This window comes from Spirillospora sp. NPDC048824 (assembly GCF_043198455.1).
Lineage (GTDB): Bacteria > Actinomycetota > Actinomycetes > Streptosporangiales > Streptosporangiaceae > Spirillospora.
On the sequence record NZ_JBICUS010000013.1, the window covers coordinates 201714 to 218978 of the forward strand.

The following is a 17265-nucleotide window of genomic DNA, read 5'->3' on the forward strand; positions in this document are numbered from 1 at the left end:
CGTCCCGCCGGGTCAGGAGCCCGCGCGTTCGACGACGACGGCCCACTCCTCCAGGAGCGCCTGCGCCGCGTCGGCGTCCGGCCCCTCGGCCCAGAGGTGCGTGACGGGCTCGGCGGGGTCGGGCAGGACGAGGACCCAGCGGCCGTCGTCCTCGACCACGCGGACACCGTCGGTGGTGTCGACCGTGCGGTCGCCGGCGGCCTCCACCACATGCCGCATCACGCTGCCCTTGGCCGCCCACGGCGTCGGGACGGAGCGGCGCAGCAGGTGCGCGTCCGGGATGCGGCGGTCGATCTGCGACAGCGTCAGCCGCGTCCGGGCGACCAGGCCGACGAGTCGGACGAACGCCGCGATCCCGTCGACCGTGCCGCTGAACTCCGGCATCAGGAACCCGCCCCGCCCGTCCCCCGCGAAGACCACGCTGGGCTGCGCGGCGGCCTTGGTGAGGACGTCCTGGGACGTGGACGTCCACTCGACCTGGACGCCGTGGAACCGGCACACCTGCTCGGCGACCCGCGTCGTCGTCACCGGCAGCGCGACCTTGCCGCCGCGCCGCTCCGCCGCGACGAGGTCCAGCATGACGAGGAGGGCCCGGTCGTCGCCGACCAGCTCGCCGTTCTCGTCCACCAGGGAGATCCGCTCCCCCACCGGGTCGAACCGGACGCCGAACGCGGCCCGCGACGACGACACCAGCTCACCGAGCCGCTCCAGGTCGCGCATGCGCTCGGCGAGCGTCTCGGTCGGGTTGGCCTCGTCCAGGCCGGCATTGCGGGTGAGGACCTCCACCCCGACCTTGCCGAGCAGGTTCGGCAGGACGAGCGAGGCGACGCCGCCCGCGCAGTCCAGGACGATCTTGAGCTCGGCCTCGCGGACCCCGCGGATGTCGACGCGCCGCAGCAGGTCGCGGGTGTAGGTCTCCACGACGCGCGGCGGGTAGGCGAGTTCGGCGATCTCGCCGGGGAACGCGCGGCGGTACTCCTGCCGGCCGAAGACGCGTTCCAGCTTGCGCTGCGCGGCCTGGGACAGGTCGGCCCCGTCGGGGTCGAGGAAGATGATGTCGACGCCCTGCGGGTCGCCGAGCGTGGTGCGGATGTAGATGCCGCCGACGCTGTCCTCGCGCCCGGTCTCGAACCGGGCGACGGTCAGCGGCGTCGCCTCCAGGTCGTGGACGTTGATCGCGCTGGCGGTCAGGGCGCTGTTCACCGCGCGTTTCAGCGTGCGGGCCGCGCGGGAGACGTCGCGTCCGGTGACGACCGTGGTGCCCTTCTTCAGCGTCGTCGCGTACGCGCTGGCGAGCCGCACCGCCAGCTCCGGCGTGATCTCCACGTTGACCAGGCCGGACACGCCGCGCGGCCCGAACAGGTTGCGCTGACCGCGCGACTCCCAGATCACGCTGGTGTTGACGACCGCGCCGGCCTCGATGGTCTTGAACGGGTAGACCTTCACGCCGCTGGAGACGTACGCCTCCGCCTCGATGACGCACTCGTCCCCGATGACCGCGCCCTCCTCGACGCGGGCGCCGGCCATGATGTCGGTGTTCTTGCCGACCACGCAGCCGCGCAGGTTCGTCGACGGCGCGACGAACACGTTGTCGTGGACGATGGCGCGGTGCAGGAACGCGCCCTCCTTCACCACCACGTTGCTGCCGAGGACTGTGTACTCCCGCAGTTCGACGCCCGCCTCGACCTTGGCGTAGTCGCCGATGTAGAGCGGGCCCTTCAGGACGGCCTCGGAGTCGATCTCGGCGCCTTCGGCGACCCAGACGCCGGGTGACACCTCGAACCCGTCCAGGTCGATGCCGACCGCCCCCGACAGCATGTCGGCCTGCGCCTTGAGGTAGCTCTCGTGGGTGCCGACGTCCTCCCAGTAGCAGTCGGCGATGTACCCGAACAGCGGTGCGCCTTCGGCCAGCAGCTTGGGGAACACGTCCCCGGACCAGTCGACCGGCTCCCCCGGCGCGACGTGCTCCAGGACCTCCGGCTCCATCACGTAGATGCCGGTGTTGACGGTGTCGGAGAACACCTGGCCCCACGTGGGCTTCTCCAGGAACCGCTGCACGCGGCCCTCGTCGTCCACGATGATGATGCCGAACTCCAGCGGGTTCGGGACGCGTTTGAGCCCGATCGTGACGAGGGCGCCGTTCTCCTCGTGGAACCGCACCATGTCGGTCAGATCGATGTCGGTGAGCGCGTCACCGGAGATCACCAGGAACCGGTCGTCGCGCAGCGCCTCCTCGGCGTTCTTGACGCTGCCGGCGGTGCCGAGCGGGATCTCCTCCGTCGCGTAGCTCAGCGACATGCCGAGTTCCTCGCCGTCGCCGAAGTAGTTGCGGATCAGCGCGGCCAGGAACTGGACGGTGACGACGGTCTCGCTGAACCCGTGCTTCTTCAGCAGCCGCAGCACATGCTCCATGATCGGCCGGTTGACGAGCGGAAGCAGGGGCTTGGGCTGGTTGGCGGTCATCGGACGCAGCCGCGTCCCCTCGCCTCCCGCCATCACGACGGCCTTCATCGGGGGGTCTCAGCTCCCTTCTGGTCGCCGGCCGACGGATCCGCGCCCGGTCCCCCCGGCTCATCCGGTTCCGGCGCGGGGCCCGGCCCGGAGGCCGGGGACGAGCTGCGGCCGGCCAGCACAAGTTGCCGCGTCTGCGTCCAGTAGAGGACGGCCGCCCACCAGTACAGGCCCGTTCCCCAGACGGCGAACGACCATCCGGTGACCTTCGCCGCGGTCGCCGCGCCGCCGTCGTGGTCGCCCAGCAGCAGCAGCGGGAACGCGTACAGCAGGCACATCGTCCCGGCCTTGCCGATGAAGTGCACCGGAAGCGTCCCGCTGTACCCGAGCCGCCGGACGATCGGCGCGATCGGCAGGATCGCGAACTCGCGGGCCACCAGCACCAGCACCAGCCACAGCGGGATGATGTCGCGGATCGTGAGCCCGATGAGCGTCGCCAGGATGTAGAGGCGGTCGGCCGCCGGGTCGAGGACCGTCCCGAGCCTGCTCATCTGGTTCAGTGCGCGCGCCAGCTTGCCGTCCAGCCAGTCGGACAGTCCCGCGAAGACGAGCACGCCGAGGGCCCACCAGTCCGCCTCGACGAGCACGAGCCACAGGAACAGCGGGACGCCCACGAGCCGGGCCAGGCTCAGGCTGTTCGGCACCGTGAAGATCCGGTCCTGCGGGGCTCCCTGCTGTGTGCTCACCGACGCGTTCGCCTCCCCTGGTCCCTTGATCCTGACCCTACCGGTAAGGGTTGTGAAAGCCCCCGATGACGTCGCCCGCAGCGGCCGCCGGCACCCGGGGCGGGCCGGACCCGATCCTCTCCCCGGCCCGCACGCCCTGAGCGCCGCGGGACCGGGAGGTCACCGCGGGCTGACGGCGTCCGCGAGCGGGAGGACGGCCGTGACGACGAAACCGCCGCCGTCTCCCGGGCCGGCGTCGAGCGTCCCGCCGACGCTGCGCGCCCGCTCGATCATCCCGAGGATCCCGAAACCCTCGGGAGCCGTGCCGGACGATCCCGTCCCGTCGTCGGCGACCCGGACGACGAGGCCTCCCGCGTCGCGGGTCAGGCGCACCTCCACGCGCCGCGCCGCCGCGTGCTTGACGACGTTGGTCAGGGCCTCCTGGACGATCCGGTACGCCGCGACGCCGATCTCCGGCGGCAGCGGCCCGGCACCGGCGTCGCCGGGCCCCTCCCGCCGGGAATCGGCGTCGAACCCGACCTCGATCCCGGTGGCGCGCGCCGCCCGCACCAGGTCGGCGATCCCGTCCGGGCCGGGCAGCGTCCCGGAGGTCTCGACGTCGGTGCCGCGCAGGACCTGCAGGGTGCCGCGCAGTTCCGTGCGGGCGTCGCGGCACGTCTGCGCGATCGCCCCGAACACGTCCGCCAGCTCCGCCCGGTCGAGCGGCCGGTCGGCGTGCAGCAGGTGGGAGGCGGCCCCGGCCTGGACGCCGATGACCGTGATGCTGTGGGCGAGGAGGTCGTGCAGGTCCCGGGCGATCCGCAGCCGCTCCTCGGCGACCCGGCGCCGGGCCTCCTCCTCCCGCGTCCGCTCGGCCCGCTCGGCCCGCTCGGTGATCGTCGCCAACCGGGCCCGGTGCACCCGCCATACCTGGACGGCGATCACGACGGCCACGACGGCCTCGATGACCGCGATCTGCTCCCGCAGCGAACCGCCGCCGGCCCGCATCGCCATCCCGAACACGCACACGGCCAGCAGGAACGCCACCACGGTGACGACGGCCCGCACCCGGCGCCCGAGCACCGCGTAGGCGAACAGCGCGATCACCTCGGCGGGCACCAGCGCGTGGTGCTGGAACTGCGCCAGGTGATAGGGCAGCACCAGGATCACCAGGGCGACCAGACCCGGGGCGGGCCACCTCCTGATCAGCGCGAGCGGGACGTGCGCGGCGATCAGCAGCAGAGCGCCGGGCACGTCCAGCGCCCGCACACCGGGCCACATGACCGCCACCACGGCCGCGACGGCCGCCAGCAGCGTCGTGAGCAGGGCGTCTCTCGCCGTCACACCGATCCGGGGCACCACCACGCGCCCATCTTCCCCGACGCCCGCGCCCCGCGCGAACCGCCTCGGCCCTGGTTCTGCGGACCCGTCACGAAGGGCCGGCGGTCTCCGCCCCCCGCCGCACCCGAGATCCGCGAGGTGCCGGTCAGGTGTCCGGGGTGCAGGTGAGGACGGGTTTCACGTCCAGGATCGGGGTGCCGTCCAGGGCCTCCAGGTCCCGGACGCGCAGGCGGTTCCCCGCGGCCTCCAAAATCTCGACCGGGTGCAGCCCGATCGGGTTCGGGCGGTCCGGTGAGCGGGTCGCGAAGACGCCGCGCATCGGGGCGGCGGGGTCGTCGCGCGGATGGACCCGCAGGACGTCGCGCGGTGACAGGTGCAGCCAGGTCAGGACGAAGACCCGGTCGCCCGGCCGCAGGCCGTCGAGGGCGTCGAGGACGGACGGCTCGAAGACCAGCCACGCCTCGGGTGAGCCCTCCGGCCCCTGTTTGGGCGCGGCGGCGCGGTCGGTCAGCGTGGACTCGACGTGGCCGACCGCGGTCACGGTGAAATCGTCGGGCATGCGTCCGATTCTCTCAGGCCGCCCCTATCCCATGGACGCCGGTTGCGGCAACCGGGGTACGCCGGGTTAGCGTCGGGGGCGACAGATCGCGGGGGTCCGGCGAACCGGGCTGAGATAGCGGCTGGGACGGCCGCTGACCGCATGAACCTGACCGGGTAATGCCGGCGTAGGGAGAGATCGAGTCGTCATGACCGAACCTGTGGTTCCAGCCGCCCGCAAGATCTACCTCCAGGGCTCGCGCCCGGAGATCCGCGTCCCGATGCGGGAGGTGCCGCTCACCGGCGGCGACGCCGTCGTCCTGTACGACACGTCCGGGCCGTACACCGATCCCGGACACGAGACCGACCTCCGCAGGGGGCTGCCGCCCCTGCGGGAACCGTGGATCGCCGAGCGCCGCACGGCCGGCGGCGCGGTGACGCAGCGGGCCTGCGCGCGGCGCGGGGAGATCACGCCGGAGATGGAGTTCGCGGCGCTGCGGGAGGGCGTGGCGCCGGAGTTCGTCCGGGACGAGCTCGCGGCCGGACGCGCCGTCCTGCCCGCCAACGTCAACCATCCCGAGATCGAGCCGATGGTCATCGGCCGGAACTTCCTCGTCAAGGTGAACGCGAACATCGGCAACTCCGCGGTCGTGTCGTCGATCGAGGACGAGGTCGAGAAGATGACGTGGGCGACCCGCTGGGGCGCCGACACGATCATGGACCTGTCGACGGGCCGCGACATCCACACGACGCGCGAGTGGATCCTGCGCAACTCGCCGGTGCCGGTCGGGACGGTCCCGCTGTACCAGGCCGTGGAGAAGGTGGGCGGCGATCCGGCCGAGCTGACCTACGAGATCTTCCGCGACACGGTGATCGAGCAGGCCGAGCAGGGCGTCGACTACATGACCGTCCACGCGGGGGTGCTGCTCCGGTACGTGCCTCTGACGGCGCGCCGCAAGACCGGCATCGTGTCGCGCGGCGGGTCGATCATGGCGGCGTGGTGCCTGGCGCATCACGAGGAGAACTTCCTCTACACCCGCTTCCGGGAGCTCTGCGAGATCTTCGCGGCCTACGACGTCACCTGGTCGCTCGGGGACGGGCTGCGTCCCGGCTCGATCGCCGACGCCAACGACGAGGCGCAGTTCGCCGAGCTGCGCACCCAGGGCGAGCTGACGCGGATCGCGGCGGAGTACGGCAACCAGGTGATGAACGAGGGGCCCGGGCACGTCCCGATGCACAAGATCAAGGAGAACGTCGACCTGCAGCAGGAGTGGTGCGACGGCGCGCCGTTCTACACGCTCGGGCCGCTGACCACCGACATCGCGCCCGGCTACGACCACATCACCTCGGCGATCGGCGCCGCGATGATCGGCTGGCACGGCACCGCGATGCTCTGCTACGTCACGCCGAAGGAGCATCTCGGCCTGCCGGACCGCGACGACGTCAAGGCCGGCGTCATCGCCTACAAGATCGCCGCGCACGCCGCGGACCTGGCGAAGGGGCATCCGGGCGCGCAGGCGTGGGACGACGCGCTGTCGGAGGCGCGGTTCGACTTCCGGTGGGAGGACCAGTTCAACCTGTCCCTCGACCCGGACACCGCCCGCGCGTTCCATGACGCGACACTCCCGGCCGCCCCGGCGAAGACCGCGCACTTCTGCTCGATGTGCGGGCCGCACTTCTGCTCGATGAAGATCACCCGGGACGTCCGGCGGTACGCCGGCGAGCGCGGCCTGGCCGAGGACGAGGCCCTCGGCGCGGGGATGCGGGAGAAGGCCGAGGAGTTCAACGCCGCGGGCGGGCGCGTCTACCTGCCGCTCTCCCCCGGCGGTTCCTGACCCGGCGGCGCGGGCCCGGCACGGGCCGGAGCGGGAACGGCGGGCCCGCCGCGGAACCGTCCGCGGCGGGCCTCCGCATCCCCGGGAAGGGGCATCGGTCCGCCGCGGCTAGTATCAGGGGACCGTTCCAAAGCCGCGGATCCCCCCGAATCGCCGCCGGCCCGTTGACCCGCCGGGAAGGACCCACGACCGAGGTGACCAGCGACGACACGCCGATGGCCCCCGCCCGGGCGGTGCGCGCCGACGTGCGCCGCAACCGCGCGCGGCTGCTCGCCGCGGCCGGGGAGATGTTCCAGCGCGACGGGGCGGGCGCATCCCTGGAGGGCGTCGCGCGGCTGGCGGGCGTCGGCATCGGGACGCTCTACCGCCACTTCCCGACGAGGCAGGACCTCCTGGAGGCCCTGCTCGCCGACGCCTACGCCCGGCTGGCGGCGCACGCGCGGGAACTGATGGCCTCCCCCGCGCCCGGGGACGCCCTGGCGGACTGGCTGCACGCGTTCATCACGCAGGTGACCGCGTTCCGCGGGATGGCGGCCGCGGCCGTGACGTCGCTGCGGGACGAGCGGCCGGCGGCGTCCCGCGCGATGCGCGAGGCCGGCGAGGCGCTGTTCGCCCGCGCCCAGGAGGCCGGCGACGTCCCCCCGGACGCCGTGTTCATCGACGCGCTGCGGCTCGCGGGCGCGATCGCGACGGTCACCGAGCACGACCCGGGCGCGGCCGGAAGGCTGCTGTCGCTCGCCGCCGCCGGGGTGATCCCGGGCAAGGCGGGCAGGCCGGGCTAGGACCGCGGGGACACGGCGATCGCGGTGGCGATCAGCCCGTTTCCCGCCGTCCAGCGGCCCTTGAAGCCGGCGAACGGGGAGTCCGGGACGAGCAGCCGGGCCGTGAACGTCCCGCCGGGATCGAGGGCGAGGGCGGCGTCCTCGAAGCCGAGCCACCGGCCCGTGACCGGGAACCACGCCTTGTAGACGGCCTCCTTGGCGCAGAACAGCAGGCGGTCCCAGTGGACGTCCGGGGACGTGCGGCGCAGCTCGTCCAGGAGCGGCAGCTCCTCCTCCCGGGCGATCGTGCGCAGGACGCCGCCGGGCAGCGGCGCATGGGGTTCGGCGTCGATGCCGAGCGCCGTCATCTCGCCGGCCCTCGCGACGGCGGCCGCCCGGTAGCCGTCGCAGTGCGTCATGCTGCCGACGACGCCGTCCGGCCAGCGCGGCGCGCCCCGCTCCCCCCGCGTGATCGGTCCGTGCGGCACGCCGAGCTCCGCCAGCGCGCGGCGGGCGCACCATCGGACGGTCGTGAACTCCAGCCGCCGCTTCTCGACGGCCCGCTCCACCGCGGCCTCCTCCTCGGGGAGCAGAACGGCCTCGGGCGGGTCGTCGTAGGCGGCGGCGGTGGCGACGCCGGGCGGCAGGATGCGCTCGATCATTCCGTCTCCGGGACGGGGAGGATGCGGCGGGGACCGCGCGGCGCCTCGCCCCGTTTGCGCCATTCGCGGGGGTAGCCGACCGACACCTCGATGTGCGGGACGCCGCCGGTCCAGATCGTGCGGGGGATGTGGAGGTGCCCGTACACGACGGACACCGCGCCGAACCTGCTGTGCCAGTCGGCGGTGCGCTCGGTGCCGCACCACTGGGCGAACTCCGGGTACCACAGGACGCGGGTGGGTTCGCGGACGAGCGGCCAGTGGTTGACGAGGACGGTCCGCGTTCCCGGCTCCAGGGCGGCGAGGCGCTCCTCGGTGTAGGAGATCCGGGCGTCGCACCAGGCGTCCCGGGTGGGGTGCGGGTCGGGGTGGAGGTACACCTCGTCGGTGCACACGACGCCGGACTCGTGCGCGATCGCGAGGGCCTCCTCCTTGGTGGACGCCCCGTCCGGCCGGAACGTGTAGTCGTAGAGGAGGAACAGCGGCGCGATCGTCACCGGGCCGCCGTCGCCGTCCCACACGGGGTACGGGTCCTCGGGCGTGAGCACGTCGAGGGCCCGGCACATGTCGACGAGCCTCCGGTAGCGCGCCTCCCCCCGCAGCCGCACCGGGTCGTCCTTGATCGTCCACAGCTCGTGGTTGCCGGGCGTCCAGATCACGGTGGCGAAGCGTCCGCGCAGCGTGCGCAGGGTCCATTCGACGTCGGCGAGGCGCTCGGCGACGTCGCCCGCCACGATGAGCCAGTCGTCCCCGGACGCGGGCCTCAGCTCCTCGACGAACGCGCGGTTCTCGGGGAACCCGACGTGCAGGTCGCTGATCGCGTGAACACCGCTCATCCGGCGATCGTAGGCCCCGCCCGATCGCGGATCCCTCGAAGGGGGCTCAGTCGCCGTCGGCGGGAAGGGTGAAGAGCCGGATGTGGACCGGACGCGCGCCGGGGGGCGCGTCCTCCCGGCGGTGGGCGTGCTCGTTGAGGAGCCGGATGTAGGCCTCGAAGAACTCGGCCAGCCCCTCGTCGGTCATGTGCGCGAAACCCCGCGAGAGCAGCGCCCAGGCCCGGTCCCGCCGGTACTCCTCGGGAAGCCTGCGGAACAGTTCCATGTCCTCGGCGTGCCCGACGCGTATCAGCTCGTCGAGGACGGCCCGGTCCTCGGGGGCGACGGTCTCGGGGTGGGGCAGCCGCATGTCGCGCGGGGTGTCGGCGGGGCGCCACCAGCGTTCCCGGCCGGCGGACCGCTCGGGGATCTCCTCGATGAACCCGTACCTCTCCAGCTGGCGCAGGTGGTAGCTGGTCGTCCCGGTGTTGGCGCCGAGCACCTCGCCGATCGTCGTGGACGTCGCGGGGCCGTGCGCGCGGAGCCGGTGCAGGATCCGGCGGCGCAGCGGGTGGCTCAGGGCCTTGATCCTCCCCGGGTCGTCCAGGATGACGGGCTCCGCATCGTCCTTCATGCGGAGCAGTCTAGTACTACGGAAGTATCTTTGCAGAGAACTCTTTGCAGAGCTTTCTCTGCAGTTTACGGTCTCCACCATGAAGACATCGATGACCGTCGCGCTGACGCTCCTCGCCAGCGCGCTGCTGAGCGTCCTGTGCCTGCCGCCCGCGAGGGCCTCGGCGTCCCCCTCGATCCCGGCGCCCGCCGGGCTGACCGCCACCGACGTGAGCTTCAAGGGATTCGGCGGGCTCACCCTGCACGGCACGGTCCTGGCGCCGCAGAAGGCCCGCGGTCCCCTGCCGGGCGTCGTGCTCGTGACGGGATCGGGCTCCGGCGTGCCGCGCGAGGCCAAGCTCACCGAGGCCACGGAGTTCGCGCGGCGGGGCATCGCCGTCCTGATCTACGACAAGAGGTCGGCCGGCTACACGGACTTCCGCCGCTCCTACTCCGAACTCGCGGACGACGCCCTCGGGGCCGTCGGGGCGCTGCGCTCCCGGCCCGGTGTCGATCCGGCGAAGGTGGGGCTGTGGGGGCTCAGCGAGGGCGGCTGGGTCGTGCCGCTCGCCGCGTCCCGGTCGGCGGACGTGGCGTTCGTGATCGTGGTCGGCGCAAACGCCATGCCCCCGATCCGCCAGCAGGTCTGGAACGAGACCTCCGGGCTGCGCCGGGCGGGCGTGTCGGGTTCGCTGCTCGACCACGGCAAGCGCAACTTCGCCCGGATGGGAGCGGACGCGGGCCTGTTCGCCGAGGCGTTCTTCGACGCCCGGGGCGTCCTGGAGAAGGTCCGGCAGCCGCTCCTCGGCGTCTGGGGAGGACGCGATCTGCAGACCCCGCCCGCGGACAATCCGCCGCTGTTCGCGCAGGCCCTCCGGCGGGGCGGCAACGACCATTACACGTTCCGCTTCTTCCCCGAGGCCGACCACGGCGCGCACGTGACCCCCGACGGCGGCCTCACCCGCGGGGACGCGCTGGCACCCGGATACGCCGACCTGGTCGGCACGTGGGTCCATGACGTGACGAGCGGGCGCCTGCCCGAGGCCGACACCGCGCCGCTCCCGGAGCAGGACCACCCGAGCATCGCGATCTCGCCATCGCCGTGGTGGGCGTCGGCCTGGATGCAGCTTGCGGCGTTCGCGCTGTTCGTCGTCGCGTTCACCGGCTACCCGCTCGCCGCGCTGGTGCGGCGGCTGCGCGGCCGGACGGCGCGTCCGGTGAGCCGCTGGGCCCGGCTGCTCGCCGGGGCGGGTCTCGCCGCCGCCGCCGGGCTGTTCTTCTACATCTTCTACCTGATGGCCGCCGGGAGGTATCCGGACCCGGGTCCCGTCCTGGCGGGCAGGCCGCTGCCGTGGCTCGCGCTGCAGGCGCTCGCCGTCGCCGCCGTCGGCGCCGGAGTCGCGACCGCGGTGGCGTGGCGGCGGGCCGCCGGCACCGTCCCGGCGGGCGAGCGCGTCCGGCTCGGGCTGCTGCTCACCGCGGGCGCCGTGTTCGTTCCCTGGGCCTTCTACTGGGGGCTGCTCCTGCCCTGACGGCGGACGACGCGGCCCGGCTCCCGATGGAGCGCGGGCCGCGTCGTCCCGATGCGGTGTTCCCCGCCGTGTCAGTCGCTCTTGCCCCAGTAGTAGACGCCGAGGCTCATCGCGAGGAGGCTCGCCCAGCTGAACAGGGCCCGCACGGTGTTCCAGGCCGTCCAGCGCCCGGAGTGGTCCGACCAGACCTTCGCCGCCTCCGCCGCGTCCGCGGGGATCGCCACGGCGTCCAGGGCGTTGTTCATCGGGATGCTCACCGCGAAGCTCGGGACGAGCGCCCCGACGAAGTACACGCCGGCCGCGACGAAGAACAGGAGGGCCGCGGACTTCTCGTCCAAGGTCAGCAGCAGCACCCCCGCCGCGGCCGCCAGGACCGGCACGAGCAGGAAGCAGGCGATGAAGACCGGGTTCTGGATCTTCTGGTTGATGCCCTGCATGGCGTCGATCGCCGACGCCGGTCTCGCCGCGTTCAGGCCCGGCATCACACCGGTGGAGAAGCCGAAGAACGTCCCGGCCATGCCGGCCGCCATGATGATCGAAAGGGTCACCGAAGTACCCGCGAGCATGGTTCTCATCGAAATTCCGATCTTCCGGGGGTGGTCGCGTCAGGTGTTCCAGATGCCGCTGGCCGCGGTGCGCCGCGCGTACCCGGCGAAGTCTCCCGGCTCGCGGCCGAGCGCGCGGCGCACGCCGTCGGCGGGCCGGGTGTTGCGGCCGTCCAGGATGGTGCCGAACAGGTACGTCAGGAACTCGATGAGCTCGCCGGGGAGCCCGTGCTCCCGGAGGACGGCCGCGTACTCGTCCACGCCGCAGGAGACGAACGCGATGTCGCGTCCCGCCGCGCGGCCGATCTCGGCGACGGCCTCGGCGAAGGTGAGCGCGCGGGGCCCGGTCACCTCGTAGACCTCGCCGGCGTGCCCGTCGCGGGTGAGGGCCGCGACCGCCACGTCCGCGATGTCGTCGGCGTCCACGAACGGCTCGGGCACGTCGCCGGCCGGCAGGACGACCTCGCCCGCCAGGACGGGGTCGAGGAGGTAGTCCTCGCTGAAGTTCTGCGCGAACCAGCTCGACCGCACGACCGTCCAGGCCGGGCCCGAGTTCCGGACGATCCGCTCGCACTCCAGTGCCTCGTCCTCGCCGCGCCCGGACAGCAGCACCACGTGCCGCACCCCGGCGTCCGCCGCCTTCGCCGTGAAGCCGGCGACGGCCTCGGCCGAGCCGGGGGCGGCCAGGTCCGGGTAGTACGACAGGTAGACCTTCTCGACGCCGCGCAGGACGGGCGCCCAGGTCGTCTCGTCCTCCCAGTCGAAGGCCGGGGACGCCGACCGCGACCCCATCCGGACCGGGACGTCCAGGGCCTCCAGCCGCTCGACGACGCGGCGGCCGGTCTTGCCGGTCCCGCCGAGGACGAGGGTGAGGCCGTTCTCGATGATCTCCTGTGCCGTGTTCGTCATGCCCTTGAGTCAACCGGCGGACGATCCCGGCCACCATCGTTGAGAAACTCGCCCGCATACGCGAGCGTCTACCCTTACCCCATGGACGCCCTCACCGACCTCCTCGACGGGCCCCGGGCACGGGGGGCGTTCCTGCTGCGCGCGTCGCTCACCCCGCCCTGGTCGATGCGGATCCAGGACGAGGCGCCGCTGACGCTGCTGTCGATGGTCAGCGACGAGGCGTGGCTGACCCCGGACGCCGGCGAGCCGCGGCGCGTCTCCCCCGGCGACATGGTGATCTTCCGGGGACCCGACCCGTACACGGTCGGCGACGACCCGGCGACCGAGCCCCAGATCGTCATCCACCCGGGGCAGCGCTGCACCACCCCGGACGGGACGAGCCTGTCGGGGGTGCTGGACCTCGGCGTCCGCGCCTGGGGCGACGACCCGGACGGGCCGGCGGTCATGCTGGTCGGCACCTACCAGATGCGCGGCGCCGTCACCCAGCGGCTGCTCGCCGCGCTGCCCCCGATCGCGATCGTGCGCGGCGACACCTGGCGTTCACCGCTGGTGGACGTGCTCGGCGAGGAGATCGGCAGGGACGACCCCGGCCAGGAGATCGTCCTCGACCGGCTGCTCGACCTGCTGCTCATCGGGACGCTCCGCGCCTGGTTCTCCCGGCCGGAGGCCGAGGCCCCCGGCTGGTACCGCGCCCACGGCGACGCGATCGTCGGCCCGGCGCTGCGGCTCTTGCACGACGACCTGTCGCACCCCTGGACGGTCGCCGGCCTCGCGTCCAGGGTCGGCGTCTCCCGCGCGGCGCTCGCACAGCGGTTCGCGAAGCTGATCGGCGAGCCGCCCATGGCGTACCTGACCGGCATCCGCCTCGCCCAGGCCGCCGACCTGCTGCGGGAGAGCGACGCGACGCTGGAGGCGGTGGCGCGCCAGGTCGGCTACGGCAACGCGTTCGCCCTCAGCACGGCGTTCAAGCGCGAGCACGGCCTCAGCCCGCAGGAGTACCGCACCGGCCCGGGCACGGGCCGCGCCGCCGGCTGACGCGCTACCGCTCCTTGCGCAGGGTGGGCTCGGCGCGGACGACCGGGTCGCCCGCTCCGTCCGGGATGAACGGGACCACGAACGCGTACTCCGCGAGGACCGGCTCGGGGATCTCGCCCGACTCGCCGAAGGCGGCGATCTCGCCCCAGCACGGCGAGCCGAGGGAGCCGCTGCGGTGCCGCACCGACAGCCCGGCGCACAGGTTGGCGAACCGGAGCCGCTCGGCCAGGGAGAGGCCGGCGAGGGTGGCGAACACGAACCCGGCGGCGAACACGTCGCCCGCGCCGGTCGGGTCGAGCGCGGCGACCGGCAGCGCGCCGACCTCGGCCCGCTCCCCCGTCGCCGAGTCGATCGCGATGGCGCCGTCGCCGCCGCACTTCACCACGACCACCGGCACGCCGCGCCCGGCCAGCGCGTCCGCGGCCTCCCACGGGGTGCTCGTGCGCGTGTACGCCATCGCCTCGGCGGCGTTCGGCAGGAACACGTCCACGTGCCGGAGCCGGTCGAGGACCTCGGCCGCCCAGGCGCCGGTCTGGTCCCAGCCGAGGTCGGCGAACACCAGCGCGCCGCGGCCGCGCATCGCCGCGGCCCACGCCGGCACCGGCCGGTCGACGTCGACGAAGCACGCCCGCGCGGACGGCGGGGGCGCGTCCGCCAGGTCGTCCGCCGGCTCCTCCTCCGAGACCGGGACGGGACGCGCGTAGGTCACCATGCTGCGGTCGGAGTCGTAGGCCATGGACACCGTCACCGGCGTGGACCAGCCGCGCACCCGACGGGACAGCCCGAGGTCGACGCCCTCCTGCTCGGCGAGGGTCCGCCACAGGTAGGCGCCGAACATGTCGTCGCCGAACGGCGCCGCCAGCCCGACCCGCAGGCCGAGCCGGCTCATCGCGACGGCGATGTTGGCGGCGCCGCCGGGCGCCGAGCCCAGCCCGTCGGTGACGATCTCGGTGCCCGGCGGCGGCAGCCCCGGCAGCCCGGTGAAGATCATGTCCATGAAGACCCGGCCGGACAGGAACACGTCCAGCGCGGGCGCCGGGCCCGCCCCGCCGCGCAGCCGGCCGCCCGCCGGCTCCCGCTCCGCGCAGGGGTCGGCGAGGGACGGCTCGGGCGGCCGGCCCGGCGCGGTCTGCTGAGTCACGAGGCCCCCCAGTGCGAGGCTTGGGCACGTTCTCCGGACCCTAGCCCCCGCCGCCGACATCGACGCCTACCTCGGAACGTACAGCCGGATGTCGTCGACCTGCGCACTCCCCTCGTAGAAATTCATGTGCGGGTCACCGATCATGAACCGGTCCGGGTAGGCGGATCCGGCGGGCCAGGTGTCGCGGTCGGTGAGCGTGCCGCCCGGTCCCTGCCAGGTCCAGTCGGCGTTGAAGCGGCCGTCGTACTCGTCCGGCCGCCGGTTGTAGTGCCAGATCGGCTCGCCGTCCTGAACGAAGGAGCGCGTGTAGCGGAAGGTCGCCTGCCCGGTGTGCGCGAAGACGCCGGACATCTCCATCGTGTAGGCGCCGCCGCGCCGCTCGATCGCGAACGTGTAGGGCTCGTCCGGCAGCAGTTGCGGTTTCATGTCGACGGCCGAGACGATCGCGCCGCCCTTCTTGAACCCGCACTCGCTCTCCATCAGGTACTCGGTGCCGGGCATGGTCGCGTACCGGCGGTCGTCGGTCATGAAGAGCGCGTTGACGCCGTTGCCCGTTCCGGCGGAGTACGGCTCGTACTCCCCGGTCACCGGGTTGCAGTACAGCAGGCCGGAGCCGGTGTACTTGTAGCGGTTGTAGCCGTCCATCGCGACCTTGCGGTGGGCGTGGATGAAGATGTTGTTGTGCGGCGCGACCCGCCGGTAGTCCATGATCGACATGTAGTAGAAGCCGTTGGAGTCGGTGCGGACGTCCGCCCATTCGCACTCCGGCCTGGTGAAGTCCCCGCCCGAGGCCCACGGGAAGTTGGTCTTGCAGCCCTCCGGGGAGTAGCCGTTGATCCGGCCGTCCGGGTAGTCCCACGACCCGTCGCGCCGCCCGCCGAACTCGAGGCCGCGCAGCGTCATCTCCACCCGGTACTCGGCGGGCAGATCGCGGGTCGAGCGGATGACGACGCCCGCCTGGTGGCCCGGCTCCTCCAGGTGCGCGACGCCCTTGCCGGACGTGAGCGACGGCGGCTCGTCCGGCCTGCCGTCGCCGTCGGCGTCGCGGGCGGCCAGCTCGGCGGTGAGCCAGCGGCGCTCACCGAACTCGAAGGACTTGCGGTAGGTCTTCATCTCGGCGAGCCGCTCGCGGAACGCCGGGCCGCCCACGGTGTCGAAGTAGGCGCCGTCGTTGTCGTACATGTCGACGTCGTAGGGGCTGGACGGGCCGTCGCCGTCCCGCTTCCAGGGCGCCTCCGCGCTGTCCAGGTGGCGGTCGAACGGCTCGGCGGCGACCAGCCGCCACCCCTCGCGGGCGCCGGGCGGACCCGCGCCCGCATGGGCCGGGCCCGCGCACAGGGCCGCCGGGAGGATCAGCGGGAGCGTCAGCGCCAGGGCGCCGCGTACGGATTCGCGCATGTCGCAGCCTTTCTCGCCGCGCGCCCGGCGCGGCTCGGCACGGTCAGGACGATCGTCGGTGACGCTAGGCGGCCGCCGCGGCCGGGGCCACGGCAAACATCGCCAAAGTGGTATTGACCAGTCGCCACAATGGGACATACCGTGTGCTGCGATAGGAACAGCGTCAAGGGAGGTGAGCGGCGTGCCATCCGGCGGTGAGGCCCGGTCCGGGAACACGAAACGGCAGGCGGTGCGCCGCAAGCTGCTGGCGATGCTGGACGGGCTGGACGTCGGGGACGCCCTGCCGTCCGAGCGCCGGCTGGCCGACGAACTCGGCGTCTCCCGGCCGACGCTGCGCCAGGCCATCGACGGTCTCGTCGCCGAGGGCCTGCTGGACCGGCGGCACGGGAGCGGCACCTACGTGGCCGAACCCCGGATCGCCGTCTCGCTGACCATGACCTCGTTCACCGAGGACATGATCAGGCGCGGGATGAAGCCGGGGGGCCGGGTCCTGTCGTTCCGCACCGAGGCCGCGGGGGCGCGGATCGGCAGGCGGCTGGCCCTGTCGCCCAGCGAAGAGGTATTTACCATTCGGCGGCTCCGGCTCGCCGACGGGACCGCCATGGCCATCGAGACCCTCTCCCTGCCGCGGTCGCTGATGCCGGGCCTGCGGCGGCACGACCTGGAGGGGCGGTCGTTCTACGACCTGCTGAGAGCCGGCGGCATCGCGATCGCCTCGGGCACCGAGACGATCGAGCCGACCGTCACCACCGCCGAGGAGGCGGCCGAACTGGACGTGCCGGTGCACACGCCGGCGTTCCTGTTCGAGCGGATCACCAAGGACGAGAACGGACGACCCCTCGAATACGTCAGGTCGGTCTACCGGGGCGACCGGTACCGCCTGGAACTCGACCTGCGACCACCGATCCACTGACCCGCCCCCGGGCACGCCGCCCGGGGAGCACGACCGTCCGTCCGCGCTGACGGGGG

At 73.1% G+C, this 17265-nt stretch carries 16 protein-coding genes and 1 riboswitch; of the genes, 5 read left to right on the forward strand and 11 right to left on the reverse strand.

The window, feature by feature from the left end; translation table 11 throughout:
- Nucleotides 1-12: 12 nt before the first annotated feature.
- The 4 genes from ACGFIS_RS25465 to tsaA form a co-directional block, all read right to left on the reverse strand.
- Nucleotides 13-2511, reverse strand: coding sequence for a sugar phosphate nucleotidyltransferase (locus ACGFIS_RS25465; RefSeq protein WP_392972777.1), 2499 nt, complete (start codon nt 2509-2511; stop codon nt 13-15).
- Nucleotides 2508-3197, reverse strand: a complete 690-nt coding sequence (locus ACGFIS_RS25470) for a CDP-alcohol phosphatidyltransferase family protein (protein WP_392972779.1) — start codon at nt 3195-3197, stop codon at nt 2508-2510. The genes ACGFIS_RS25465 and ACGFIS_RS25470 overlap by 4 nt, the downstream gene beginning before the upstream one ends.
- Before the next feature lie 159 nt (nt 3198-3356).
- Nucleotides 3357-4520: a sensor histidine kinase gene (locus tag ACGFIS_RS25475; RefSeq protein WP_392972781.1), complete on the reverse strand. Its 1164-nt coding sequence runs from the start codon at nt 4518-4520 to the stop codon at nt 3357-3359.
- A gap of 142 nt (nt 4521-4662) precedes the next feature.
- Entirely contained in the window at nt 4663-5076 is a 414-nt protein-coding gene (tsaA, locus tag ACGFIS_RS25480; protein WP_392972783.1) for a tRNA (N6-threonylcarbamoyladenosine(37)-N6)-methyltransferase TrmO, read from the reverse strand.
- A 78-nt stretch (nt 5077-5154) separates the two neighbouring features.
- A riboswitch (TPP riboswitch) is annotated at nt 5155-5268 on the forward strand.
- Here tsaA and thiC point away from each other — a divergent pair.
- Both thiC and ACGFIS_RS25490 read left to right on the forward strand, forming a co-directional pair.
- Nucleotides 5264-6889, forward strand: coding sequence for a phosphomethylpyrimidine synthase ThiC (thiC, locus tag ACGFIS_RS25485; RefSeq protein ID WP_392972785.1), 1626 nt, complete (start codon nt 5264-5266; stop codon nt 6887-6889). Its footprint overlaps the riboswitch before it by 5 nt.
- 194 nt (nt 6890-7083) lie before the next feature.
- Nucleotides 7084-7671, forward strand: coding sequence for a TetR/AcrR family transcriptional regulator (locus tag ACGFIS_RS25490; RefSeq protein ID WP_392972787.1), 588 nt, complete (start codon nt 7084-7086; stop codon nt 7669-7671).
- Here the strand turns inward: ACGFIS_RS25490 and ACGFIS_RS25495 are convergent.
- The 3 genes from ACGFIS_RS25495 to ACGFIS_RS25505 are packed head-to-tail and all read right to left on the reverse strand — an operon-like array spanning nt 7668 to nt 9758.
- On the reverse strand, nt 7668-8312 hold the full coding sequence (locus tag ACGFIS_RS25495) for a 4'-phosphopantetheinyl transferase (protein WP_392972789.1): 645 nt from the start codon (nt 8310-8312) through the stop codon (nt 7668-7670). The two genes, ACGFIS_RS25490 and ACGFIS_RS25495, sit on opposite strands and share 4 nt — an antisense overlap.
- Entirely contained in the window at nt 8309-9145 is an 837-nt protein-coding gene (locus ACGFIS_RS25500) for a metallophosphoesterase family protein (RefSeq protein ID WP_392906625.1), read from the reverse strand. Before ACGFIS_RS25500 ends, ACGFIS_RS25495 begins: the two co-directional genes overlap by 4 nt.
- A 46-nt stretch (nt 9146-9191) precedes the next feature.
- Nucleotides 9192-9758 carry a helix-turn-helix domain-containing protein gene (locus ACGFIS_RS25505; protein ID WP_392906627.1) on the reverse strand — a complete coding sequence of 189 codons (567 nt, stop codon included), beginning with the start codon at nt 9756-9758 and terminating at the stop codon, nt 9192-9194.
- A 79-nt stretch (nt 9759-9837) separates the two neighbouring features.
- On the opposite strand from ACGFIS_RS25505, the gene ACGFIS_RS25510 reads away from it, so the two are divergent.
- Nucleotides 9838-11268, forward strand: a complete 1431-nt coding sequence (locus ACGFIS_RS25510; RefSeq protein ID WP_392972791.1) for an alpha/beta hydrolase family protein — start codon at nt 9838-9840, stop codon at nt 11266-11268.
- A gap of 71 nt (nt 11269-11339) precedes the next feature.
- Here ACGFIS_RS25510 and ACGFIS_RS25515 read toward each other — a convergent pair whose 3' ends face one another.
- Together ACGFIS_RS25515 and ACGFIS_RS25520 are read right to left on the reverse strand one after the other, a co-directional pair.
- Nucleotides 11340-11816 (reverse strand): DUF1772 domain-containing protein, encoded by a 477-nt coding sequence (locus ACGFIS_RS25515; RefSeq protein ID WP_392972794.1) that lies wholly within the window; start codon nt 11814-11816, stop codon nt 11340-11342.
- 57 nt (nt 11817-11873) lie between these two features.
- Entirely contained in the window at nt 11874-12722 is an 849-nt protein-coding gene (locus tag ACGFIS_RS25520; RefSeq protein WP_392906633.1) for an NAD(P)H-binding protein, read from the reverse strand.
- Nucleotides 12723-12803: 81 nt separating this feature from the next.
- Between ACGFIS_RS25520 and ACGFIS_RS25525 the strand changes: the two genes are divergently transcribed.
- Entirely contained in the window at nt 12804-13757 is a 954-nt protein-coding gene (locus tag ACGFIS_RS25525) for a cupin domain-containing protein (protein ID WP_392906635.1), read from the forward strand.
- A 4-nt stretch (nt 13758-13761) separates the two neighbouring features.
- Here the strand turns inward: ACGFIS_RS25525 and ACGFIS_RS25530 are convergent, their stop codons facing one another.
- Together ACGFIS_RS25530 and ACGFIS_RS25535 are read right to left on the reverse strand one after the other, a co-directional pair.
- The gene (locus ACGFIS_RS25530) at nt 13762-14898 is read right to left on the reverse strand and encodes a carbohydrate kinase family protein (protein WP_392906637.1); all 1137 of its coding nucleotides are present in this window, start codon (nt 14896-14898) and stop codon (nt 13762-13764) included.
- A 66-nt stretch (nt 14899-14964) separates the two neighbouring features.
- A complete protein-coding gene (locus ACGFIS_RS25535) occupies nt 14965-16296 on the reverse strand; it encodes a hypothetical protein (RefSeq protein ID WP_392906638.1) in 1332 nt (443 codons plus the stop codon).
- A gap of 172 nt (nt 16297-16468) precedes the next feature.
- Between ACGFIS_RS25535 and ACGFIS_RS25540 the strand changes: the two genes are divergently transcribed.
- The gene (locus ACGFIS_RS25540) at nt 16469-17209 is read left to right on the forward strand and encodes a GntR family transcriptional regulator (protein WP_392906640.1); all 741 of its coding nucleotides are present in this window, start codon (nt 16469-16471) and stop codon (nt 17207-17209) included.
- Nucleotides 17210-17265: the final 56 nt, after the last annotated feature.

Bases quoted from the DNA above. Each gene is read 5' to 3' on its own strand.
- ACGFIS_RS25465 (WP_392972777.1), bottom strand. From the start codon at position 2,511: ATGAAGGCCGTCGTGATGGCGGGAGGCGAGGGGACGCGGCTGCGTCCG.
- tsaA (WP_392972783.1), bottom strand. From the start codon at position 5,076: ATGCCCGACGATTTCACCGTGACCGCGGTCGGCCACGTCGAGTCCACG.
- thiC (WP_392972785.1), top strand. From the start codon at position 5,264: ATGACCGAACCTGTGGTTCCAGCCGCCCGCAAGATCTACCTCCAGGGC.
- ACGFIS_RS25495 (WP_392972789.1), bottom strand. From the start codon at position 8,312: ATGATCGAGCGCATCCTGCCGCCCGGCGTCGCCACCGCCGCCGCCTAC.
- ACGFIS_RS25500 (WP_392906625.1), bottom strand. From the start codon at position 9,145: ATGAGCGGTGTTCACGCGATCAGCGACCTGCACGTCGGGTTCCCCGAG.
- ACGFIS_RS25505 (WP_392906627.1), bottom strand. From the start codon at position 9,758: ATGAAGGACGATGCGGAGCCCGTCATCCTGGACGACCCGGGGAGGATC.
- ACGFIS_RS25510 (WP_392972791.1), top strand. From the start codon at position 9,838: ATGAAGACATCGATGACCGTCGCGCTGACGCTCCTCGCCAGCGCGCTG.
- ACGFIS_RS25520 (WP_392906633.1), bottom strand. From the start codon at position 12,722: ATGACGAACACGGCACAGGAGATCATCGAGAACGGCCTCACCCTCGTC.
- ACGFIS_RS25525 (WP_392906635.1), top strand. From the start codon at position 12,804: ATGGACGCCCTCACCGACCTCCTCGACGGGCCCCGGGCACGGGGGGCG.
- ACGFIS_RS25535 (WP_392906638.1), bottom strand. From the start codon at position 16,296: ATGCGCGAATCCGTACGCGGCGCCCTGGCGCTGACGCTCCCGCTGATC.